At 57.5% G+C, this 17,096-nt stretch carries 17 protein-coding genes; 10 read left to right on the top strand and 7 right to left on the bottom strand.

Annotated elements, in window-relative coordinates:
* Positions 1-142 precede the first annotated feature (142 nt).
* From CFI10_RS07115 to CFI10_RS07070, 10 genes are all read left to right on the top strand, one after another.
* Positions 143-3,940, top strand: coding sequence for a tape measure protein (locus tag CFI10_RS07115; protein WP_206840900.1), 3,798 nt, complete (start codon positions 143-145; stop codon positions 3,938-3,940).
* Between the two features lie 3 nt (positions 3,941-3,943).
* Positions 3,944-5,152: a hypothetical protein gene (locus CFI10_RS07110; protein ID WP_206840898.1), complete on the top strand. Its 1,209-nt coding sequence runs from the start codon at positions 3,944-3,946 to the stop codon at positions 5,150-5,152.
* The gene (locus CFI10_RS07105) at positions 5,149-5,976 is read left to right on the top strand and encodes a phage BR0599 family protein (RefSeq protein ID WP_206840896.1); all 828 of its coding nucleotides are present in this window, start codon (positions 5,149-5,151) and stop codon (positions 5,974-5,976) included. The genes CFI10_RS07110 and CFI10_RS07105 overlap by 4 nt, the downstream gene beginning before the upstream one ends.
* A gap of 7 nt (positions 5,977-5,983) precedes the next feature.
* Positions 5,984-6,217, top strand: coding sequence for a hypothetical protein (locus tag CFI10_RS07100; RefSeq protein ID WP_206840895.1), 234 nt, complete (start codon positions 5,984-5,986; stop codon positions 6,215-6,217).
* Positions 6,214-6,408, top strand: a complete 195-nt coding sequence (locus CFI10_RS07095) for a hypothetical protein (RefSeq protein ID WP_206840892.1) — start codon at positions 6,214-6,216, stop codon at positions 6,406-6,408. The genes CFI10_RS07100 and CFI10_RS07095 overlap by 4 nt, the downstream gene beginning before the upstream one ends.
* A gap of 3 nt (positions 6,409-6,411) precedes the next feature.
* A complete protein-coding gene (locus CFI10_RS07090; RefSeq protein WP_206840890.1) occupies positions 6,412-9,282 on the top strand; it encodes a phage tail protein in 2,871 nt (956 codons plus the stop codon).
* The gene (locus CFI10_RS07085; protein WP_206840889.1) at positions 9,272-9,511 is read left to right on the top strand and encodes a hypothetical protein; all 240 of its coding nucleotides are present in this window, start codon (positions 9,272-9,274) and stop codon (positions 9,509-9,511) included. Before CFI10_RS07090 ends, CFI10_RS07085 begins: the two co-directional genes overlap by 11 nt.
* Positions 9,512-9,523: 12 nt before the next feature.
* Complete coding sequence (locus CFI10_RS07080; protein ID WP_206840886.1) at positions 9,524-10,186, top strand: DUF2793 domain-containing protein; 663 nt, start codon at positions 9,524-9,526, stop codon at positions 10,184-10,186.
* Positions 10,187-10,275: 89 nt separating this feature from the next.
* The gene (locus CFI10_RS07075; protein WP_206840885.1) at positions 10,276-10,839 is read left to right on the top strand and encodes a LamG-like jellyroll fold domain-containing protein; all 564 of its coding nucleotides are present in this window, start codon (positions 10,276-10,278) and stop codon (positions 10,837-10,839) included.
* Entirely contained in the window at positions 10,836-11,327 is a 492-nt protein-coding gene (locus CFI10_RS07070) for a DUF4376 domain-containing protein (RefSeq protein WP_206840882.1), read from the top strand. Before CFI10_RS07075 ends, CFI10_RS07070 begins: the two co-directional genes overlap by 4 nt.
* On the opposite strand, the gene CFI10_RS07065 is transcribed toward CFI10_RS07070, so the two are convergent.
* The 7 genes from CFI10_RS07065 to CFI10_RS07035 form a co-directional block, all read right to left on the bottom strand.
* On the bottom strand, positions 11,291-11,515 hold the full coding sequence (locus tag CFI10_RS07065) for a hypothetical protein (RefSeq protein WP_206840879.1): 225 nt from the start codon (positions 11,513-11,515) through the stop codon (positions 11,291-11,293). The genes CFI10_RS07070 and CFI10_RS07065 overlap by 37 nt on opposite strands.
* A 115-nt stretch (positions 11,516-11,630) precedes the next feature.
* Positions 11,631-12,020 carry a hypothetical protein gene (locus CFI10_RS07060; protein ID WP_206840877.1) on the bottom strand — a complete coding sequence of 130 codons (390 nt, stop codon included), beginning with the start codon at positions 12,018-12,020 and terminating at the stop codon, positions 11,631-11,633.
* 122 nt (positions 12,021-12,142) lie between these two features.
* A complete protein-coding gene (arsJ, locus tag CFI10_RS07055) occupies positions 12,143-13,384 on the bottom strand; it encodes an organoarsenical effux MFS transporter ArsJ (protein ID WP_206840875.1) in 1,242 nt (413 codons plus the stop codon).
* Positions 13,385-14,386 carry an ArsJ-associated glyceraldehyde-3-phosphate dehydrogenase gene (locus CFI10_RS07050; RefSeq protein WP_206840873.1) on the bottom strand — a complete coding sequence of 334 codons (1,002 nt, stop codon included), beginning with the start codon at positions 14,384-14,386 and terminating at the stop codon, positions 13,385-13,387.
* Between the two features lie 75 nt (positions 14,387-14,461).
* Entirely contained in the window at positions 14,462-15,484 is a 1,023-nt protein-coding gene (gene arsB, locus CFI10_RS07045) for an ACR3 family arsenite efflux transporter (RefSeq protein ID WP_206840871.1), read from the bottom strand.
* An 11-nt stretch (positions 15,485-15,495) separates the two neighbouring features.
* A complete protein-coding gene (locus CFI10_RS07040) occupies positions 15,496-15,726 on the bottom strand; it encodes a thioredoxin family protein (protein WP_206840870.1) in 231 nt (76 codons plus the stop codon).
* Positions 15,727-15,769: 43 nt separating this feature from the next.
* Positions 15,770-17,095 (bottom strand): permease, encoded by a 1,326-nt coding sequence (locus CFI10_RS07035; RefSeq protein ID WP_242530150.1) that lies wholly within the window; start codon positions 17,093-17,095, stop codon positions 15,770-15,772.
* Between the last annotated feature and the right edge of the window lies 1 nt (position 17,096).

Raw genomic sequence — 17,096 nt, 5'->3', positions numbered from 1 at the left:
GAAGGAGTTGAGGAAATGACGTTGTACTGCAGGGCTGGCCAGCCCTGCCATGTGCCCTGACATCTGAATAACTTTTTGCCCTCGTTCAAATTACCCACCGCCTGATCAATGCCACCATCACCTATATCTCTCAGGTGATGTTATGGCCAATAAAGATCTCGAACTCGCACTCCGTATTAAAGCCGACCTGCAACAGGCGATCCGTCAGATCGAGCAGCTGGATGCAGCGCTGGATGAGACTACCGCCAGTGCCGGTTCTGCCGGCAATGCCAGTCGCTCGGCAGCGGGTGGCATCGGCGTACTGGGCACCTCGGCTGCTACCAATATGCAGCGCGCCACAGGGGCGACTCGGGAGTATGACGCAGCGATCCAGTCGGCCACCAGCGCCACCCATCAACTTCAAGGAAATACCCAGCAGCTTGGCGGCGGGATGACCGCTCTGGCCGCCTCGGTGAAGGCGGTGACGCTCACCCTGGCTGCCGGTTTTGGCTTGGCGCAGATCACCCAGGCCAGCGATGCCTGGACTGCCTATGAAAACCGGCTCCGTCTGGTGACCAACACTCAAGCGGCCCTGTCGCAGTCATCTGCAGACGTCTATCAAATTGCACGCGCTACCAGCCAGCAGCTGGACTCCACTGCCGCTGTATATCAGCGTTTCACTCAAAATGCCGAGCGGCTGAATATTACCCAGCAGGAATCAGCACGTCTGACGGAAACTGTCAGCAAGGCAATTGCCATTTCCGGTGGCTCGGCCGCCAGCGCTGAAGCGGCCTTGGTCCAGTTTGGTCAAGGGCTGGCTTCTGGTGTGCTGCGTGGCGAAGAATTCAACTCGGTCATGGAACAGGCCCCAGGCTTGGCGTTGGCACTGGCTGAAGGGCTGAACGTCGATATCGGTAAGCTGCGTGAAATGGCAAATGAAGGCGAGCTGACCGCTGATGTGCTGGTCAATGCCTTGAGCGCAGCAGCGGCCAGTGTCGATGAGCAGTTCGAAACACGCGTCAAGACCATTGCACAGGCTGCAACGGAGTTTGATACCGCATTCACCCGGTTGGTGGGTACTTTGTCCAGCGGTACCGGTGCGGGTGAAGCTGTATCGACCGTCATTACCGACTTGGCCGACCTTCTGGACGTACTCTCCGACAATCTGGATATCGTTGATGCTGCTCTTGAAACTGCGCTTGTTTTGACGGCTGGTCGTGTCGTGGCCTCGCTCACAGCCATGACCTCGGAGGGTATCAAGAATATAGCCATGCAAAAGGCAGCAGCCACAGCAGCCATGCAAAAGGCGCTGGCTGATGAGGGTGCTGCCGTTGCCGCCAAGACCGCCTCTGTAGCAGAGCTTGAGAAAGCACGTGCTGCGGTGATTTCGGCCGAAGCGGATGTAGCTGCCACTGCCGCCGAGGTGCGCCGAACAGCTGCACTTGCAGCAGCGGCCACAGGGCTCAGCGGTAAGGCTGCGTTAGATGTGAAAGCGGCGGCTGCCGTTGCTGCACATACGGCAGCGGAAGCACGATTGTCTGCAGCGCTTGGTACCCGTGCAGTCGCAAGCGAAGCGGCGGCTGTCGCGACAGCGTCTCTGACGACGGCGACAGCCGCCTCTGCTGCAGCCGCTTCAGCAGCCAGTGTGGCTACCAGCCTGTTGACCCGTGCCATTGTCGGCTTGACCGCTATCGGCGGACGTATCCTGGCAATGCTGGGCGGACCCTTGGGCATTGTAGTGGCTTTGGGCCTGGCAGCAACGGCCTTTATCGATTTCGGCAATGATGCCCAGTCGGGTATGGATCGCGCCGCCTCCGCGACAGAACGAGCCAGCCTGCGTATCCGCAATGCCACCCGAGACATCATTCGCGGTCTGAATATTCCAGATGTGAAAGCTGCCAGCTTTGATCAGTTAGAGGGTGGTGTCGAGCAGCTCGAAACGATGCTCGAACAGGCTAAAGAAACTCGTGACTATATCCAGCAGCTCAACGACACCGACATCCCGCTTTGGGATGACAGTATGCCGACCCTGGATGAAGCCAATGAGAAAGTTCGCTCTTTGGAAGCGGCAGTAGCCAAACTTCGCCAGGCCCAAAACGATAGCCGCTTTGATGGCCAGAAGGCAGCCGGTGAGTATCTGGAATCACTGCAGAAACAGAATGAACGTCTACAGAATCTGACCGAGCGCGAACAAGCCCTCGCGTTCCTGCGCAAGAACCAGATCGATGTCAACTCAGAACTGGCCCAGAACATCCTGGCGTTGGCCACCGCCAACGATGCCCTGCGTGAGTCACGCGGTGCCAGTGAGGATGACCTCAGCCGCGCCGATCGCTTGGCCAAGGTCAACACCGAGCTGGATAACGAGTTGTCGCGTCTGTACATGCTCAAACCCGAGCGCGAAGCCCAGGTTCAGTTTGACCGCATTGAAGAGCAGTTGCTGGGCAACAAAATCACGCTGAGTAAGGAAGAAGCTGCAGCCCTGCAGCAAAAGATTGTACTGATTCGCCAGGCCAACCAGGTGCAGTCCGAGATGGACCGTATCTACACCGCCACCATCGGCGTGCAGACCCGCTACAACGCGGCCCGTCAGGCAGCGGATCGACTCCTCTCACGGGGTGTTATCACGCAGGAGCAATACAATCGGGAGCTGACCAAGACCCGCGAGAGCTACCTCAACCAGATCGACCCCATGCGTCAGATCAACCGCCAGATCGAGGAGCAGGCCCGCCTGCTCAAGCTGCCCCAGAAGGAGCGCGAGATCGAGGCGAAGATGATCCAGCTGACCAACCAGCTGCTGCGTGAAGGGATCGATCTGCGCAAGGATGAAGCGGCGACAGCCGCGCTCAGGGCAGCATTAACCGGCAATCAGTTGGAACAGGAAGCGGCAGAGCGCCGGGATCGTATCCAGGCAATGATCGAAAACATGCCCGGCACCGATTTGGAGCTGGACGTTTTCGAAGCCATGGCGTCGGAATTGCGTTCTGTTTGGGATGACACTGCCGGGGAAATCATACATGTAGCGGCGCGTATTACAGCCTTGAATGATGCGTTCGAGCAAGGTGCCATCACGGGCGATTACTACACGAACCAGATTGCTCGCCTGAACGTTGAAACAGCCACCCTGATGAATAGCTTGGGCGAAGGTGACATGGGCAGCGTTCTGGTTGAAGGGCTGGGGCAACTCCTGGATGACTTCACCACACTGGAGGCTGGTTTTGCCGATATATTCGGACGCGGTGCCAAGGGCTGGGTTGATGGGTTGGCTGATGGACTGGCGCGTGTTGCCGTCGAAGGGGCCAGTCTCAAAGAGATTCTGGGTAACGTGGCGCGTACAGTCGCGATTGACATGATCAGTGCACTGATCAGGCTGGGTGTGCAGTATTTGGTCAACCAGGCCTTGGGTACCGCTGCTACTACCGCCATGATGGCGCAGCAAACACTGGCAGCCAGTCAGGTGGCGTTGGCTTGGGCACCTGCTGCAGCGCTTGCATCCTTGGCATCGTTCGGTGCTAATGCGGCAGGCGCGAATGCAGCACTCGTTTCAACAAATGCCATGGCGATGGCATTGGCTATGCCAGCTGGGTTTGCAAATGGGGGCTACACTGGCCCTGGGAGCAAATATGAACCGGCCGGTATCGTCCACGCTGGCGAGTACGTCCAGCCACAAGAACGCATGCGTGAGCCCGGTGCCATGGCCTTCATGGAGGCGTTTCGCCGTGACGGCATGGCCGCACTGCAACGCTTCCAGGGCTATGCCGATGGTGGTGCTGTTTCATCTGATGCCCTGATGCCGCCGGTCACACATTCTTCGGGCAGTGGCCGGGATACGATTCAGATCATGAACCTCCTTGATCCCGATGACCTCGCCCAGTCTGCGCTGTCGACCCCAACGGCCGTGCGTCAGATCAAGAACATTTTCAAAGCGGAAAAAAGCACGTTCCGCGCGATTTTGGAGGGCTGAGCTATGCCACTGCCCAACAATGTCGCCGCCATTTTCCCGTACCCGGCCAATTGGACCAGCCCTCTTATTGAAGGACGTGATTATAAAACCGATGTCATGCGCAGTCGTGACGGTACCGAGCAGCGCCGTGCGTTACGTTCCAAACCGCGAAAGAATGTTTCATTTGAGGTGTTGCTTGAGGGGCGCGATGCGGCCAATTTCGATTACCTGATGACCGCTTTGCAGCCGCATGTATTGTTATTGCCAATGTGGCAGCGGTCACATCGTTTGGCTGTAGCCGTTTCGGCTGGTGGCAACACACTCCAGCTTACACAGCCGGTGTCCTATGAGAGGCGATCCGGTGATTATCTGGTACTCCACAGGAACGGCGAGGAGCCAGAAGCGCAACAGATCGAAACCGTTGCTGCCGACCGATTGTCTGTCACGCTGGTCGATACACTGGAGTCAAATTGGCCCGCGTTCACATCCGTATACCCTGCCGAGCTGGCACAGCTTCGATCCCGCTTCACGGGTCGTAGACTCACATCTGGCCTGCTGCGTGCGGGCCTTGATTTCAGTTGTCTCGTCGATAGCCGCGCACCGGGTACGTCCTCGCTGACGGCTGACCTGGTTATAAGTGATCTGGAGGTGTTGATTCGCCCTGTCAATTGGGGGAGTACTCCCGAGATCGGCTACAACTGGGCACCTGTGATGGTGGATGCTGAGTTGGGTCCGTCTGCCTATGAAACCGATGGGGATGTGGCCATACGCACTCGAAAGGGCGAGGTGCTCACTGAAAGCCGCGACGAAGTCGACTGGTGGCTGGCGTTTTTCGATCGCTGCCGTGGTCGGCAACGGCCGTTCCTGATGCCAACTTGGTTTGACCTGCACCTGCAGACGCCTGTTACGCCTGGTGCGATCTTTGAGGTGCCTGGTACCGAGTTGGGAATGTATTTGTCGAGTGACCCTGTACACACCCACCTGATGGTCCGCAAGCGTGACCGAAGCCTGGCATTTTTCGAGATCACCGCACTAACAGCCAACCTCAATGATGGTGTCACCGTGATCACAACAACCGAGAGCTGGGGCGAAGCCTACGCGCCATGGGAGTGCGTGCAAGCCTCTTTGGTCACGGTCTGCCGCCTGGCCAGCGATCGGCTGGAAGTTGAGTGGATCACTGACGAGGTGGCGAAGTGTGCGATCGCAGTTCAGATAGTGGAGGACGTTGCATGAGTCAATTTGAGTATTCGCAAACCGGCTATGCGAGCCGGCCCGCCGAGCTGTATGAGTTTCGTTATGGTGACGGTGCATCAGATATTTTGTGTTTCACCAGCGCCGATCATGACATCACCATCGGGGCTGTTACCTACACCTCGATTGCACTTGAACGTGGCCGCATTACCGATGACGGTAACCCGGATGATGGCAATGCTCTGCGTTTGAGCATGCCACGCATCAATCCACTGGCCGAGCTGTATCAGATCCAGCCCCCTGAAAAAACGGTCACCATAAAGCTCAAGGCTGTACAGCTGGATGATCCTGATCAGCAGGTGCTGACGCTGTGGTCTGGGCGTGTGATCAATATGGCGTGGGAGTATCCGGCAGCGGTAGTGGCCTGCGAGAGGATCTCTACGTCGTTGAAGCGCACAGGGGTTCGGGCCAGGTATACCCGTCATTGCCGGCATGTCCATTACGGCCCTGGGTGCAACCTGGTGCGGCAGGATTACGCGTTGAGTGGCGCGATTGACAACATCGTCAACAAACTAAACCTGAGCATCCCTGCCGCCTCTGGCCAGCCTGACGGGTACTACACCGCCGGTATTTTGGAGTTCCAGGGAGCAATGAGGCTCGTTGTCGGACACGCCGGTAACTCTGTATCAATTAACCGACCGATCATGGGCTTGCAGGTGGGCGATTTAGTCACCTTGTACCCCGGCTGTGATCGATCCGCCACGACATGCGCGGCGAAGTTCAACAACGTGGATAACTACGGTGGCTTTGATTTTATCCCCGTAGATGGCCCCTTCGACGGCAACAACATCAACTCGATTGTGTGAGGTATTTATGGGTTTCTGGGTTCCATTCCTCGTTGCTGTTGCTCTGCAAGTTGTCGCGTACATCCTGACGCCTAAACCTCAGCAGCCGGGCGTTAAACCGGATGAGTTCTCGAACGTGCCGACAGTACAGGAAGGGGCCAGCATCCCGGTGCTGTTCGGTACTCGCACGATCACCTCCGCGTCGGTGACCTGGTACGGCGACCTGAGGACCGAGGCCATTAAAGAGGACGCAGGTAAATGACGGCCGAGCCTGTTGTGACCTTTCAGACCTTACGCCGAATGGGCTGGTGTGCGGCCGGCGTGCGCAACTGGTGCGATCGTAACAGCTTTGATATGCGGCGCTTCCGTGAGGGTGTGCCCGTGTCCGAGCTGCGCGAATTGAAATGCCCTTTGGCGGACAAGGCCATAGCGGCCGCGGAACAGGAGCATTAAGCAGTGGGCGGCAGCAGCAGCGTAACGGTTGGCTATAAATACTACCTCGGGGCTCACATGGTCCTGTGCCACGGACCGATCGACAAGATCGTGAAAATCGACGTGGGCGGTAAAGAGGCGTGGATAGGAGAAGCAACAGCCAATACGGCGGCATCTGCTCGCGTGACCATCGACAAGCCAAAACTGTTCGGCGGGGATAAGCGAGAGGGCGGCATCCAGGGCGACATTGATGTCCTATCCGGCCACCCGGATCAGGCCAAAAACGATTACTTGCTGGCCAAGATCGGCTCCGCCGTGATGAGCGCCTATCGCGGCGTCACATCCGTGGTGCTGCGTCAATGTTACTTGGGCGTGAACCCGTATTTGAAGCCCTGGAAGTTTACCGCGCAGCGCATTCATGTTCGGGGGGATGGATCTGAGCAGTGGTATCCGGAGAAGGCGGAAGTGGGGTCTTATAGTTTCTCTCAGGCAGCGCCAGCTTACGTCGATCCGCTGACCAGTCTGGACGGGTTCGACGTCTCCTATGGCTCTATGTCCTCCTTCGTGATTCAAGACGGCCATCTCACCAATACGCCTGATAGTGGAGCAACGTCAGGCATTGTTAAATCAATCGGTCCATTCCAGTCCTATCTGGGCTTTAAGATACAGTTCCGAGTCAACTTTCTCGGGCAAGATGACGCGGGTGGTTTTTCCTCAGGGCCCATCGGCATGCAGTCTTCTCGACAGCCGTCGGTTGACCCTCAGAAAAGGGTTCAGATAAACGGAGCCCAGAATCAACTCGGCGTAATGCTCCTGGACGGACCTCCGGATATAGGCGTGTGGTACGAAATAGAAGCATTTGTTAATCCCGATGGGCTTGACCAAACGGTTATCCTTCGCCGAGAAGGAGTGGAGGTTGACCGAAACGAATCTGTACCGTTTCAGACTTCCAGCGCCGTAAGCGCGATAGGATTCACCCAAGAGAACTTGTTTCCCGGTGGCAGCACAACGTGGCGGAATCTTGAAATCTGGGCGACAAATAGCGGCTCCCAGGGAGACATGAACCCGGCTCACATCATCCGCGAATGCCTGACAGACAGCATCTGGGGCCGAGGCTTGCCGGAGTCTGAAATCGGCCCTTCCTTCGCTACAGCTGCGGACCAGCTACACGCTGAAGGCCTTGGTTTGTCCTTCCTGTGGACCGATGAGGCGCCGATCGAGGACTTGATCGGTGAGGTGCTTCGCCATATCGACGCGGTGCGATATGAAGACCCTGAAACGGGTCTTCAGGAGCTGAAATTGATCCGTGGGGATTACGACATCCCGAGCTTACCGGTGTTGGACCACTCCAACTCGGAGGTCACCAAGTTCGAGGTGCCGGCGCTGTCCGAGCTGACCAATCAGGTCACGGTCAAATATTGGAACCGCGAAACGGACAACGACGCGGCGATTACCGTGCAGGACACGGCGGCAATCACGATGGTTGGAACGGTCATCAACCAGACCTATGAATATCCCGGCATCACGAATGACATGGTCGCCGGCATGGTCGCTACACGGGACCTCATGGCGACCAGCCGCCCGTTTGCACGCGGTACGGTGGTAACCAATAGGACCGTCGCCAACCTCAAGCCGGGGGATGTGTTCGTTCTGAACGACCCCGACAACGGTATCGACGCGATGGTCTGCCGCGTGGCGAAGCGATCAGACAGCGGCGCCCTCAACGGTGAGATCACCATCGAGTTCGGGGAGGACGTGTTCGGGTCCGAGTTTTCCGCATTCACGACCCCCACAGCTTCAGGATGGGCACCGATTGTCGGCAGTGCGGCCAATTTCCCGTACCAGACCGCGTTTGAGGTTCCTTACGTTCACTTGGTACGTCGGGTGGGCGACAGCTATATCGGGGACGTGGCCGCCGACATCGGCTACGTCGGTTTCATAGGTGCAGAGCCTGAGAACACCAACCACCTGAACTACGATCTGTTCGTGTACCCGGATGGCACTACGCTACCTACGGAAACGACCAGTGCGGTTGAGGGGGATTTCGGCTTCGCGGCTGTAACAGCCGCCGGTGCTGATCCGGACGCATCCACCGTTTCTATCGCCGCTTACGCCGGACTGACAGTGGTGCCTGCTGGGGAATTTGTCTTGATCGGAACCGGCGCGGACGGCAGTCGTGAGATCGCGGCACTGGCCGCCGACCTGACGCCTGGCGATACTTCAATATCCCTGCATCGCGGTGTTGCCGATACGATTCCCCGTCTGATCACAGCCACTACGCCGATATTCCTGTTCCATAAAGACTACAGCTACTCCAGCCGTGAGTTTGTAACAGGAGAGGTGGCCGAAGTGTACGGGCGCCCAAGCACCGGGCAGAGCGACTTCACAGGCCCGTACACATACCACGACATTGAGATCACCAACCGGGTGAATCTGCCGTATCCGCCTGCGAACGTGAAGCTGAATGATACCTATGTGTTCTCAGGCGATCCGCTCATGCCGAGCAAGATCGTTCTGACGTGGAGCCACCGCGACCGAGGCTTGCAGTCTAACCTCCCGGTGAGCTGGTTTGACGCCGGACACTACGGCCCTGAGGCTGGAGTGTCGTACCGAGTTGAAGTTGATCTGCTGGATGCCTCCAAGGCCGTCCTGCAAGCCAAGTTCATTGACAGGTTGGTTGGGCCGGCATCGACTGAGACTTTGGACTTCTCGATTGACGTTCCTGATGCGGATACCGAGTTCCTGGAGGTTCGTGTCTACTCGGCACGTGACGGCCTCGACTGCCTGCAGCCGTTCACCGCGACCGTGGCGCTGCTCAAAGCCCCGGCGGACTTGACTGCGGCAAACATCACTGTCGGCTACGGCACAAATTACGGAGGTGCGTATGGCGGTTGAACTGGTGTGGACTGATCTCAACGCCAGCGAGGACGGACATCGAGTTTATCGGTCAGCATCTCCGATCCAAGACGACGCGCTGCCGGCACCGCTCGCGGAGTTAGGGCCGGATGAAACCGGCTATGTAGACACCACGGCGGTGGTTGGGGAGGTCTACTACTACCGGGTCTCTGCGTTCAAGGGGGCTGTCGAGTCCCTGAGTGTCGAGATCCAGATTACAGCGACTTGAGGAGAATAGGATATGCCTGCGATTCAAGGCCCGAACCTCGGGCTCAACTATGGCTGGACTCTCGGTGAATCCGGCTGGAACACCGGGATGGATGCCAACCTGAAAAAACTTGACGCCCTGATTCAACTGACGGTGTTATCTGCGACTTCTAGTGTGCCCGCATCTCCAACTTCGGGGGACAGGTACATCGTGCCCGCGGGCGCTACAGGAGCGTGGGCTGGGCAAGACGGCAAGATCGCACGATACAACGTGGATACTTGGGAGTTCTTCACGGCGAGTGCTGGCTGGGTTGCTCAGGTTCTGAACACCGGCCATCGACTTCGATTCAGCGGATCTGCGTGGGCCGCACCTGAAGAGGTAGTCGTGCTGGAAACCGGCAGTCTTATTAAGGATTACGCCGAAACCGTAAACGCCACATCAGGTGCGACACTCGATCGCTCAACAGGCGGTATACAGCGGCTTAATCTTGGTGCGAACACCACGTTAGATCTGTCTGATCTCGCGGCTGGTCAGTCTGTCATGTATCGCGTCACGGGTGGTGCGACATACACGCTCAGTTATACAGGGTTAGGCGCGTGGTCTGACGGAAACGTGCCGACATTATCGGCGATTCACTATTTAGAGTTTGTGCATGACGGTGTTGAGGTTGTTGGTTTTGATTGCGGAGGTCGATAATGCTTCATCATAGATTGAGGGCGGCTAGTGGGGCGCGGAAGAATGGTGGGGGTGGGATACCGACAGACGGACTGCTCGCACATTACACGATGGACAATATCAGCGGCGGTACGCTTATTGACGAGACCGGGAGTAATGATGGAACTATATACGGCGCTACAGATGGACCAGGGTACTTGGATTTCGACGGTTCTGATCGTGTCGATGTACCAACACTGCCAGCACAGCCTCAAAGCTTTTCTTTTTTTGTTGACGTGACACCAGACTCAATTCGCACCGCGCCATATGAGAGTGGTGTGGTACACATGATCAGTGGTTACGGTGCTGTAACCCTGATATTCCAATCTAATACCATCAAATTTTATTTGTATGATGGTGCATTTACAATATTACAAGCTCCGGCTATAGCAAGCGCACAATACAAGATCGTGGCACAGTATACTGGAGGAGTCGGGGAGCTGTATGTTAACGGCTCCTTGGCTGACTCTGCTAGTGGTATTGGCATAATTGATTATAAAGGTGATGAAGCTGGTAGACGACTAGGTAGCAACTACAACAACCATTACAACTTCAGGTTTGACGGTAAATTCTGGGAGTATGCAGAATACAACCGATTGCTTACTCCCGCCGAAATATCGGAGCACTTCTCATGAAATTCACAAACGGCAAATTCACTGGCACCTACAACCAGTGCCGCGATTATTTAGGCGCATCCATTCCGCGAGAACATCCTGAGAATTGGCCTGATGGGCCGTGGGAAGTGGTTGAGCCTGAGCCTGTTGTGCATGTCCCCACGACTGAGCAGCTTCTATACACGCTGGAGGAGGCTCGCAAGGCCGCCGAGGATCAGGGCGTCACAATCAACGGCATCCGGCACTCCGGGGCCGCGAGCAACCGCCAGGCGCTGAACGAGGCGTTGCAGGCGGCAGCTGAGTTCGAGCTGGCTGAATTCGCCAGTTGGAAGGACAGCGATGGGGCGTACCATCCCAACGTCCCCGTGACTGACGTGCATTCCGCTCTGCGCCAGATCGGCTTGCGGCGCATGAATCTGATCGCGCAGGAGGGGGCCTACGCCCAGCAGATCCAGTCCGGGGCGATCACGACCTACGCTGAGATCGAGGCGCTGGAATGGGATGCCTGAGGCAGCAACTGCTGCGTGTCGCCGCCTGGGCCAGCCAGACGGTGAATCTGTGGCTGTTGTTCGGACACCACGATCAGACGGTCAGCGCCCGCTGCTATCTCAACCGAGACCAACCGGGCTGGCGCTTGGCCTACCTCACGATCAACCGGATATTCTTTTGGCAGAAAGACCACTGCCGGTCGAGCCATCTACGGGACGTGGAATTCGCGCTTGATGTGCTGGTAAATGAAACTAGATTCCGTATTTTAGAATAACGAGCCAGTGCCAATTTTCGCGCAAACTAGTTCCAATTTTCGCGCCGCGCTACACGATGCCCTTGGCCATGGCATCCAGATACGCCATCACACGGTCAAACTCCGCCTGATGCGCTTCGGCCCAAGCGCTCAGGCCCACATTGTTTTCAATTCGCTGCCAATGACTGGGCAGCGCCTGCTTCAAATCAGCATGAGTCGGTTCAATTTCATCCCACAGCAACAGCTGGGCCTTGGTTTTATAGGACAGGTCCTGCAGCTTGCGGTGATCCTGCTCAAGATCCACCAGCAGCCAGGTTTCCTCCAAGCTGGTGTGGATCAGGTTATTGGAGGCTTCTTCAGCCTTGATAATGATACTCCAGGCCAGCGTAGCCAGACCGGCCAGCGCCAGCACGCAGAGGAAGGCAAAAAACAGAATACGAAAACGGACTGTGCCAAGCATAATGACTCCAAATGCATACTACGCTCGGCAGGATATGTCTGAGGGATGACTGTTTGATGACAGCACCACCGACGGGTCTATTAACTCACCGGCTGCAGCGCTCAATCAGTACTTGATAACGCTCAACGGCGTGCGAGGTCAGGCCCTTTTAACCGTGGCAAGCCAAGGGAGATCAATAGCGTCGTGACCAGCATGGCGGTCGAAATCCAGAGGCAAGCCTGCAAACCGCTGCTACCCATACCTGCCAACTGGAATACCCAGCCGGACAGCAGCGTACCGATCAGACGCCCCATGGCATTAGCCATGTAGTAAAAACCCACGTCCAGCGATACGCCGTCACTGCCTGCGTAACTCACAATCAGATAACTGTGCAGCGACGAATTGACGGCAAAGACTGCACCGAACAGCAACAGGCCGCCGATCAGCACGGCAGCAGGATTCAGTTCGTACAGGAGTCCCAACGCTATCAGGGCCGGCAAAAGCGCCAGCAGTGCGACCCAGACAACCGCCGCAGCGCCGTCAGGCACCTTCCCGGCCGCCTTGCCGGTCAGCCGGGGAGCAAGCGCCTGCACCATGCCGTAACCGATCACCCAGAGCGCCAGAAAGCCACCGGTCTGGCTGTGATTCCAGCCCAGTGTCTGCGACAGAAACACTGGCAGGGCCACCACAAACCAGACATCACGCGCCCCAAACAGGAACATCCGTGCCGCCGACAGTATGTTGATGGCGCAGCTTTTGGAAAAGATGTCGCGAAACTTCGGCTTGTGTTTCGCCTTGCCCAGGTCCTGCTTCAGCAGCACCAGACTCGACAGCCATACAAGCGTAAGCGCTGCAGCCATTGCGGCCACAGCCCCGGCAAAGCCGAGCCACATCAGCAACGCACCGCCAAGGAAAAAGCCCACCCCCTTGAGCGCATTCTTCGAGCCGGTCAGCAGCGCCACCCATTTGTAGAGTGTGCCCTGCGCATCCGCCGGTACCAGCAGCTTGATCGAGCTTTTGGCGCTCATCTTGTTCAGATCCTTGGCGATGCCGGACAGCGCCTGCGCCGCCATCACCCAGGGCACTGTCAGCCAGGCGGCCGGCACCAGCAACATTGTCAGGGCGATCACCTGCAGCGCCAGACCGATATTCATGGTGCGGTTGAGACCCAGGTGGGCTCCGAGCCAGCCCCCCACCAGATTGGTGATCACGCCGAAGATTTCGTAGAACAGAAACAGCAGTGCGATCTCCAGCGGAGAATAGCCCAGACCGTGAAAGTGCAGCACCACCAGCATGCGCAGGGCGCCGTCGGTCAGGGTAAAGGCCCAGTAGTTGCCGGTGACCACCAGATACTGGCGGATGGCGGGGGAAAGCCGGCTCAGCATTTACGCACGCCCTACCTTCAACGCCAGTTCGGCGGTGCGGTTGGCGTAGCCCCACTCGTTGTCGTACCAGACATAGAGCTTCACGTGAGTGCCGTTCACCACCATGGTCGAGAGCGCATCGATGATACCGGAGCGTGGATCGGTCTTGTAATCGATCGACACCAGCGGGCGCTCCTCGTATCCGAGAATCCCTTTCAGCTCGCCTTCGGCAGCGGCCTTCAGCATCGCGTTGACCTCTTCCACGGTTGTCTCGCGGGCGACTTCAAACACGCAGTCGGTGATCGAAGCGTTGGCCAGCGGCACACGGATGGCGTGACCGTTCAGCTTGCCCTTCAGCTCCGGGAAGATATGGGTGATTGCGGTGGCTGAGCCGGTGGTGGTCGGAATCAGGCTCATGCCGCAGGCGCGGGCACGACGCAGATCCTTGTGCGGCGCGTCGAGAATGGTCTGGGTATTGGTGATGTCATGGATGGTGGTCATGGAACCGTGCTTGATGCCCAGCTGCTCATGAATCACCTTCACCACCGGTGCCAGACAGTTGGTGGTGCAGGACGCGGCCGTGACGATGCGGTGCTGCGCCGGATCAAACAGATGATCGTTCACCCCCATCACCAGATCCAGCACGCCTTCCTGCTTCACCGGCGCGGTGACCACCACCCGCTTCACGCCCTGATCCAGATAGGCCTGCAGCACCTCTTTCTTCTTCATCTTGCCAGAGGCTTCGATTACCAGATCGCAGCCGGACCAATCGGTCTCTTCGATGCTCTTGTTGCGGCTGATCGCGATACGCTGAGAGCCGATCAACATACTTTCGCCTTCGGCCAGCGCCTCATGCTGCCAGCGACCGTGCACAGAATCGAAGTTCATCAGGTGTGCCAATGTGGCGGCATCACCGGCCGGATCGTTGATCTGTACGATTTCGATGTCGCTGTGCTCAAACAACACTCGCATGGTCAGGCGTCCCATGCGCCCGAAGCCGTTGATCCCCACCTTCATGGTCATGGTGTAACTCCCTCACTGAAAATCGGTTAAAAAAACAAACAGGTGAAAAATAAAATGGACACTAGCATCCCTGTGTTACATTCCGGTGAACCAGTGCCGAGTGCGATTGACAATTGCCACCAGTGACAGCATCACCGGCACTTCCACCAGCACGCCCACCACGGTGGCCAAAGCTGCGCCCGAGTGCAGGCCAAACAGGGAGATCGCTACAGCCACGGCCAGTTCGAAGAAGTTGGAAGTACCGATCATGCAGGCCGGAGCTGCCACGTTATGCGGCAGTCGCAGCCAGTAGGCAGCGGCATAAGCGATGATGAAGATGCCATAGGTCTGGATCAGCAGCGGAATGGCGATCATGCCGATACTGAGTGGCTGGGCGATGATGGTTTCCGCCTGAAAACCGAACAGCAGCACCACCGTAGCCAGCAGGCCCAGAATCGACCAGGGCTTGAGTACATGCAGCAAGCTGTCCAGACGGGCGCCGTCGCCCTTGCGCTCCAGCCAGTGACGGGTCAATACCCCCGCCACCAGCGGCAACACCACATAGAGCACCACCGACAGCAGCAGGGTTTCCCAGGGTACATGGATATCGCTGACACCCAGCAGAAAGGCAGCGATCGGCGCAAAGGCGAAGATCATGATGATATCGTTCACCGATACCTGCACCAGCGTGTAGTTGGGATCACCCTTGGTCAGCTGGCTCCAGACGAACACCATCGCGGTACAGGGTGCCACGCCAAGCAGAATCATGCCGGCGATATACTCGCCCGCCGTTTGCGGATCGACCCAGTCGGCAAAAATCACACGGAAAAACAGCCAGCCCAGCGCGGCCATGGTAAAGGGCTTGATCAGCCAGTTGATGATCAGTGTCAGCACCAACCCCTTTGGTTTCTTGCCCACATCCTTGATCGAGCTGAAGTCGATCTGCACCATCATCGGGTAGATCATCACCCAGATGAACACCGCCACTACCAGATTGACGTGGGCAAACTCCAGCTCTGCCACCGCACCAAAGAGGCCCGGAACCAGGTTGCCCAGCACCACGCCGGCGAGAATGCACAGTGCAACCCACAGGGTCATATAACGTTCAAAAATACCCATTTCGTTTTTGCTTACCCCAGCAATTTCTGAATCTCGTCCGGACTGGCCACTTTGCCTTCGACCATAATCTCATCATCAATCGCCAGCGCCGGTGTGCGCATGACACCCGCATCGATAATGGCATTGGTATCGGTGACCTTTTCGATCTCGAAGTGGATTCCCTTGGCGTTAGCGGCCTGCTCAGCGTTTTCAGTCAGCTGTTTGCATTTGGCACAACCACTGCCGTAAATGGTGAATTTCATCCTGTCTTCCTCATATTCAACGTTTCAGATCAGCCTGACCTGTTCAGGCATGCCAGAGGTTGCCGTATACATAACCGGTGATGGTGGCCATCACGACAACCAGTGCACAGTAGACCAGTGTTTTCTCGGTGCCCAGAATGGTGCGGATCACCAGCATGTTGGGCAGTGACAGTGCCGGGCCCGCCAGCAGCAGGGCCAGCGCGGGCCCCTTGCCCATTCCGGCTCCCATCAGTGCTTCGACGATCGGCACTTCAGTCAGTGTCGAGAAGTACATCAGGGCACCAAGGAAAGAGGCGAGAATGGTAGACATCAAGCTGTTGTCACCCACTGCAGCCGCCACCCATTGTGACGGGATGATGCCTTCACTGCCCGGCCGCCCCAGCGCAAAGCCGGCGACAAATACCCCGGCCAGCAGCAATGGCAGGATCTGTTTGGCAAAGTCCCAGCTTTGCACGGCCCACTCCCGATCCTGCTCGCGCAGGCTCGCAATGATCATCAAGCCGGCAATGCCGATGGCAAACGGCAGTTCGGGGGCCGCAGGCACAAGCCAGGCCGCCACCAGTACCACGGTGCCCAGCAGCAACAACTGATGAGCCGGCCAGTGCCAACGCCAGACCAGCAGCGCAGCCAGCAGTGATGCCAGCACGGCGGTGATCGGCCACTTCCATTCATAAATCACCATCCATGTCTCACTGTCGGCCGCCGCCCAGTTGGCAAATACCAGAATCCCGACCATCAGGGCAAAGAAACCAACCACAACTCCCATGGGGCGATCGCCCGACTCACCCTCAAAACCTCGGCTGCTCTTCACTGAGCGCTCTGCTTCCTCCCTGCGGTAAATCAGATGCATGATGGTGCCGATCACCAGCGCAAACAGAATGGCACCCACAGCACGGGCGATACCGATCTCGGCACCGAGTACCTTGGCCGTCACCACCACCGCCATCACATTGATTGCCGGGCCGGAATAGAGAAAGGCGATCGCGGCCCCAAGACCCGCGCCCCGCTTGTAGATGCCGCCGAACAGCGGCAGTACCGTACAGGAGCACACCGCCAGCAAGGTGCCCGAAACGGAGGCCACGCTGAACGCGACCGGCTTGGATGCATCAGGCCCAAGGTAACGCATCACGGCACCCTGACTGATATAGACCGCCATGGCGCCTGCGATCAAAAACGCGGGCAGCAGACAGAGGATGACATGTTCACGCGCATACCAGTTGGTCAGGCGCACCGCTTCAAGTACGGCATTGTCAAAGCGCGCCGTACCCGCCGGTACAAAATAGATGGCGAGAAAGGCCGCCAGCATGAGAAACAGCAGATTGCCTTCACGCCGGTTACTGTCATAGAGCCCTAACAGTTGCTTGTACACG

This window comes from Marinobacterium iners (assembly GCF_017310015.1).
GTDB lineage: Bacteria > Pseudomonadota > Gammaproteobacteria > Pseudomonadales > Balneatricaceae > Marinobacterium > Marinobacterium iners.
The sequence above is the reverse complement of the archived record's forward strand: the minus strand, read 5'-3'. Positions and strand labels throughout refer to the sequence as shown.

Coding starts and splice junctions, on each gene's coding strand:
- CFI10_RS07115 (WP_206840900.1), top strand. CDS start 143: ATGGCCAATAAAGATCTCGAACTCGCACTCCGTATTAAAGCCGACCTG.
- CFI10_RS07110 (WP_206840898.1), top strand. CDS start 3,944: ATGCCACTGCCCAACAATGTCGCCGCCATTTTCCCGTACCCGGCCAAT.
- CFI10_RS07105 (WP_206840896.1), top strand. CDS start 5,149: ATGAGTCAATTTGAGTATTCGCAAACCGGCTATGCGAGCCGGCCCGCC.
- CFI10_RS07100 (WP_206840895.1), top strand. CDS start 5,984: ATGGGTTTCTGGGTTCCATTCCTCGTTGCTGTTGCTCTGCAAGTTGTC.
- CFI10_RS07095 (WP_206840892.1), top strand. CDS start 6,214: ATGACGGCCGAGCCTGTTGTGACCTTTCAGACCTTACGCCGAATGGGC.
- CFI10_RS07085 (WP_206840889.1), top strand. CDS start 9,272: ATGGCGGTTGAACTGGTGTGGACTGATCTCAACGCCAGCGAGGACGGA.
- CFI10_RS07080 (WP_206840886.1), top strand. CDS start 9,524: ATGCCTGCGATTCAAGGCCCGAACCTCGGGCTCAACTATGGCTGGACT.
- CFI10_RS07075 (WP_206840885.1), top strand. CDS start 10,276: ATGGACAATATCAGCGGCGGTACGCTTATTGACGAGACCGGGAGTAAT.
- CFI10_RS07070 (WP_206840882.1), top strand. CDS start 10,836: ATGAAATTCACAAACGGCAAATTCACTGGCACCTACAACCAGTGCCGC.
- CFI10_RS07065 (WP_206840879.1), bottom strand. CDS start 11,515: ATGGCTCGACCGGCAGTGGTCTTTCTGCCAAAAGAATATCCGGTTGAT.
- CFI10_RS07060 (WP_206840877.1), bottom strand. CDS start 12,020: ATGCTTGGCACAGTCCGTTTTCGTATTCTGTTTTTTGCCTTCCTCTGC.
- arsJ (WP_206840875.1), bottom strand. CDS start 13,384: ATGCTGAGCCGGCTTTCCCCCGCCATCCGCCAGTATCTGGTGGTCACC.
- CFI10_RS07050 (WP_206840873.1), bottom strand. CDS start 14,386: ATGACCATGAAGGTGGGGATCAACGGCTTCGGGCGCATGGGACGCCTG.
- arsB (WP_206840871.1), bottom strand. CDS start 15,484: ATGGGTATTTTTGAACGTTATATGACCCTGTGGGTTGCACTGTGCATT.
- CFI10_RS07040 (WP_206840870.1), bottom strand. CDS start 15,726: ATGAAATTCACCATTTACGGCAGTGGTTGTGCCAAATGCAAACAGCTG.